Source organism: Allobosea massiliensis, from assembly GCF_042655245.1.
Taxonomy (GTDB): Bacteria; Pseudomonadota; Alphaproteobacteria; order Rhizobiales; family Beijerinckiaceae; genus Allobosea; species Allobosea massiliensis.
Genome location: NZ_JBHSLU010000083.1, coordinates 1 through 4,393, shown reverse-complemented (window position 1 = coordinate 4,393; position 4,393 = coordinate 1). Strand labels below are relative to the sequence as shown.

The 4,393-nt window shown below is 67.3% G+C and carries 3 protein-coding genes; 1 reads left to right on the top strand and 2 read right to left on the bottom strand.

All coding sequences use genetic code 11. The features are described from left to right. Positions 1 to 48: 48 nt before the first annotated feature. The gene (locus ACFPN9_RS24205; RefSeq protein ID WP_377817776.1) at positions 49 to 576 is read right to left on the bottom strand and encodes a hypothetical protein; all 528 of its coding nucleotides are present in this window, start codon (positions 574 to 576) and stop codon (positions 49 to 51) included. Further along, positions 573 to 2,834: a phage tail tape measure protein gene (locus tag ACFPN9_RS24200; RefSeq protein WP_377817775.1), complete on the bottom strand. Its 2,262-nt coding sequence runs from the start codon at positions 2,832 to 2,834 to the stop codon at positions 573 to 575. The genes ACFPN9_RS24205 and ACFPN9_RS24200 overlap by 4 nt, the downstream gene beginning before the upstream one ends. A gap of 606 nt (positions 2,835 to 3,440) precedes the next feature. Between ACFPN9_RS24200 and ACFPN9_RS24195 the strand changes: the two genes are divergently transcribed. Further along, positions 3,441 to 4,393: helicase HerA-like domain-containing protein (locus ACFPN9_RS24195; RefSeq protein ID WP_377817774.1), on the top strand; the 953-nt coding region annotated here is incomplete at its 3' end.

Below are 4,393 nucleotides of genomic sequence, written 5' to 3'. Positions count from 1 at the left end.
GACCGCCCGCGCCGATACATCCACGGTCGCGGGCGGCGCTCTGCGGCGTCACGTGGTGGCGCCGGCAGTCTCAGGCAGGAACGCGGCCGGGTCGGCGCCGACGATGCCCTCGGCCTCTTCCGAGCACATGGTCAGCACCTCGCCGGCGAGCAAGCGCAGCATGCCGATGTCGTGAGGCGTCAGGCGGGGCAGAGCGGCAGCAGCCTTGCCGGGGAAGCGCATCATCCCCTCGCGCAGGATGCTGGCCATTCGCTTCCACTCCGCCGCGGCCTCGTCCTGCGTCAGGAACTGAGCCTGCATCTTCGACAGCGAGATCTCCGCGATCTGGCGCTTGACGGTCTCGCTCTCGATGCGGACCTTCGTCAGCGCATCACCCTTCCCGCCGTCGCGCTCGGCTACTTGGCGCAGGTGCGCTGCATAGGCATGCACCGACGGCAGAAACTGAAACTGTCCCTTCTCCGCCGCTGGCACCAGCACGCCGCGGGCGCGATAGTCGCGCAGAGCCCGGGTGGAGATACCGAGGATCTCGGATAGCCGGTAGATGTCCACCGTCTCCGGCCATTTCCGCCGGCTCATGGCGAAACACCGAAGTCGGATTGCGCCGCGCGGAGCTCTCGGCCGATCTGAGAGCCGACACGGGCACCGGCCGCACTGGACGCCGCCCCGAACTGGCCGAGCAGGGCGATCCCCTCCCGCAAGAGTGCGTTTGCCCGTTCGAGCGCGGAGGTGTCCACCTGCGGCGCGGCGGTGACGCCAAGCCCGGCCTTGATCTGTTCGCCTGTGGCGGTGGCTTTCGCCGCGGCATCATCGAGCCCCGACGTGTCGACAGACCCGGCCTTCAGCCGTTCGTTGTTCTGCCGAAGGTGCTCCTGCACCGTCCAGCCGTTGTACGTGCCCGCCGGCGCTGTCCCCGAGTTCGTGCCATGCCAAGGCAGGATGCTCGCGGCATCCTTTCCCAGCCGCTTCAGGATCGCTCCGGTGCTGGTGTCCGGCAGTTTGGACGGATCGACGCCGAGTAGCTTGTCGATGCCCCATGAGCCCGCGCCGTAGACCGCGCCGCCGACGAGGCCGTTCTTCAGGAAGCCGCCGATGCCGGCCGGCACGCGCGACGCACCGCTCCGGATCGCTTCCATGATCCTGGTCATGCGCGAGGGGCCCGCCGCGCCCTTCCCGGCTTCGCCTGGCAGTCCGGTGGCGCCGGCCACGTCCGAAATGCGCTTCGCCAGCGCGATGGGGCCGAGGATCTTCATCAGGCCATAGAGACCCAGCCCCGCGGCGCCGAGCTTCGCGACGGTCCCAGCATCCATCGCCTGCAGCGACGTCGCGAGCGAATTCAATCCGCCGGAGATGCTATTGAGGCCGGGCACGATGACCGGCATTACGGTTTCGCCGACGGTGCTCGCGACGTTCTGCAGCGACGCTTCCATCGCGCGCCAGGACATCGTGGGGCTCTCCGCCAGCACCTTGTCGGCGCCTTCGAGACCGCCCTTGCTGTTGAGCATCTGGCGGCGCTGGCGCTCGAGCTGCCCCGCCTGGTCGATCATGTTGTAGAGGAAGTCCGACGAGAGCCGATTGTTGGTCAGCAGGCCGAGCTCTTTCGCGAGCGCCACCTTGCTGTCGCCAGACACGCGGCCATCGGCGTCGCGCTTCAGCCGCCCCTCCGCCTCGAGGCGCTTGGCCACGACGTCATTGATCCACGCGATCGGATTCCGGAAGTTCGCCTCGTCGACGAGCTCGCCGTCTGCGCCGCGGATCCCCATCTCGATCTGCCGCTCTCTCGCGGCCTTGCTGGCGCGACCGACGACCATCTGGTCGAACGCTGCGCGCAGCCGCGTGCCGGCGTCACCACCCTTGCTCTCCGCAATCATCGAGGGCAGCGTCGTGGCCAGGAACTCCGGCGTCACCGCCTTGCCGGCCGTCCGCGCGTACTGGATCGCCTGCCGATATTGGTCGGTGTTCAGATCGGGGCCGAGGATCGACTTGGCCCGGTAATAGCCATCGAAGAACGCTCGCACCGCCTCCGGGCTTTCGATGCCGAGCCCGTCGCGCGCCTTGTCCAGATTGCGCACGCCCTCGGCAGCACGCCCGGGGCCGCTGTAGAGGTTTTCCAGCACCAGCGCCCGGCCATAGGTGTCGGACTTGGCGAGCGCGTCCATCGGCTTGTCGCTCGACACCGCGGCATCCATGAGCGTTTCGAGCGCCGTCGCTCGGCTCTGGCCGAACCGCACAGCGACCCGGTTCGCCTCGGCGATGATCGCCTTCTCGACGTCAGCGCCCCAGTTCTTCTGCTCCAGAGCGATCTTCAGATCCTCATAGGTCGCGGAAGCCTGAATCCCGGCCCGGCCGAGGACAGCCGTTCCCAGCCCGCCGGCGAGCAAGCTGCCCGTTCGAGCAAGCTGCCGCACCTGGTCGCCAAGCCCGACCAGCGATTGCCTCGTGCGATCCGCCTCCGCCCTCACCGCGGTGAGGTTGCCGGCCACCGCCAGCCGCCAGGCGGCGATCTCGTTCGTCCGCATCTTGCCGCCGATGCCGCCGGCCGCGAGCCGGGCCTGAAGCTGATCCCAGGACTGACGGACCTTTTCGATCTCGCTGGCGCTGGCGCCGAGCCGCTGAAGCTGCGCCTGGAGATTTGCTCCCCACGGCGCGTTCGCCTTCGCAGCCGATGTTGCCAGGCCGTCGAGCGCCTTGCCGAGCCGGGCGGCGCTCCCGGCATTCCGCCCGAGGCCGGCGGCTGCCTGGTCGACGCCCTTCAGCGCGCCGGCGGCCTTCTTTGCCCCTGCAGACACGTTCTCCTGCAGCCGCAGGATCAAGTTTCCGATGAAAGTCTGCGCCACGGCGACCGCCTCCGATGATGAAGGCCGAATCTTGCGCCAAAGCGGACACCGAGGCCAGTCGATTGCAGCAAAATGCAGGATCGCAAGATCGTTGCCGAGCGGCGGGGATGAACCCCCCTCACAGAATAAGGTCGGCGATATTCAGCGCGTCGGTGCTCCGCGCTCGCCCCTGCCCTTCGTACGGTCCCTAGATGTCCATTTGCCGGGCCACAGGAGGCCGGCCAGTGGGCACGAGCCTGATCCGCACCCCAACAGCCGACAGCACGCATCGCGCCTCTGCGGTCATTTGTGCGGCTCTGCTGAGATGGGCTGGTCTGGCATGGCTGATGCAGCAGGATGCTGGCCTGATGCACTGGGCGCGGTGCCCCGTGCTGCCCCTAGCGAGCCCGGTGGCGGGCATGGCGCGTGGCGGCCGGTCGGGTAGCGGGCCAGTCCGTAGTCTGTGCATAGATGCGTATACCGGCCTACGCTTTTTGCCACGATCGATGCGGTCCAGCTGCGATCGGCGCATCACCATTAAACTACTGATATTACGCGATAAAATGCCGATTATGCTTGGCGATCGCAGCGCCCTGTGAGATGATGCGGCACTAGAAACGCGGGGCGATGACCATGACGAGCATTGCATTCGGACTGACGAGCGACGGCCGCGAGATCGCCCTGCCCCTCTCGATCGCGAACCGCCACGGCTTGGTCACCGGGGCCACCGGTACCGGCAAGAGCCGATCGTTGCAGCTGCTCGCCGAAGGGTTCTCTGCGTCCGGCGTCCCAGTGTTCGCCGCTGACGTGAAGGGCGACCTGAGCGGCATGGCGACGGGCTGCCCCACTCGCTTTTGGGACGCCCATCGCGATCATGGGCTGCCGGTGCAGACGAGCGTCGACCGGATGGGCGCCTTGATCCTTGGCCGCATGCTCGGACTGAACCCCGTTCAGGAAGGGACGCTCGCGATCGCCTTCAAGCGCGCCGCCGATGCCGGGCATGGGCATCTCGACCTGGACGATCTCCGGGCCGAGCTTGCCGACATGTTGGATATGCGGGCCGAGACCTGCGCGGCGTACGGCAACATCACCGCATCCTCGATCTCTGCAATTCAGCGCGAGATCCTGGCTTTGGAAGCGCAGGGGGGTGGTGACCTCTTTGCTGAACCCGGGCTCAGCGTGATGGACCTGCTCGAGGTCCGCGACGGCCGGGGCGTCGTCAATCTCCTGCATGCCGACACGCTGATGGAATCGCCCAAGCTGTATGCGTGTCTGCTGCTTTGGCTCCTCACCGAACTCTTCCGGGTCCTCCCCGAGGCTGGCGATCTGGAGAAGCCCAAGCTGGTGTTTTTCTTCGACGAAGCGCACCTCCTGTTCCAGGATGCGCCGCCGCGGTTGCTGCAGACGATCGAGCGCGTCGTGCGCCTGGTGCGGTCGAAAGGTGTCGGCGTCTACTTCGTGACGCAGAGCCCGGCAGATGTGCCGGACATCGTCCTAGCGCAGCTGGGCAACCGCGTGCAGCACGCGCTCCGGGCCTATTCCCCGCGCGACCAAAAGTTGGTGCGAGCGAGCGCGAAGGC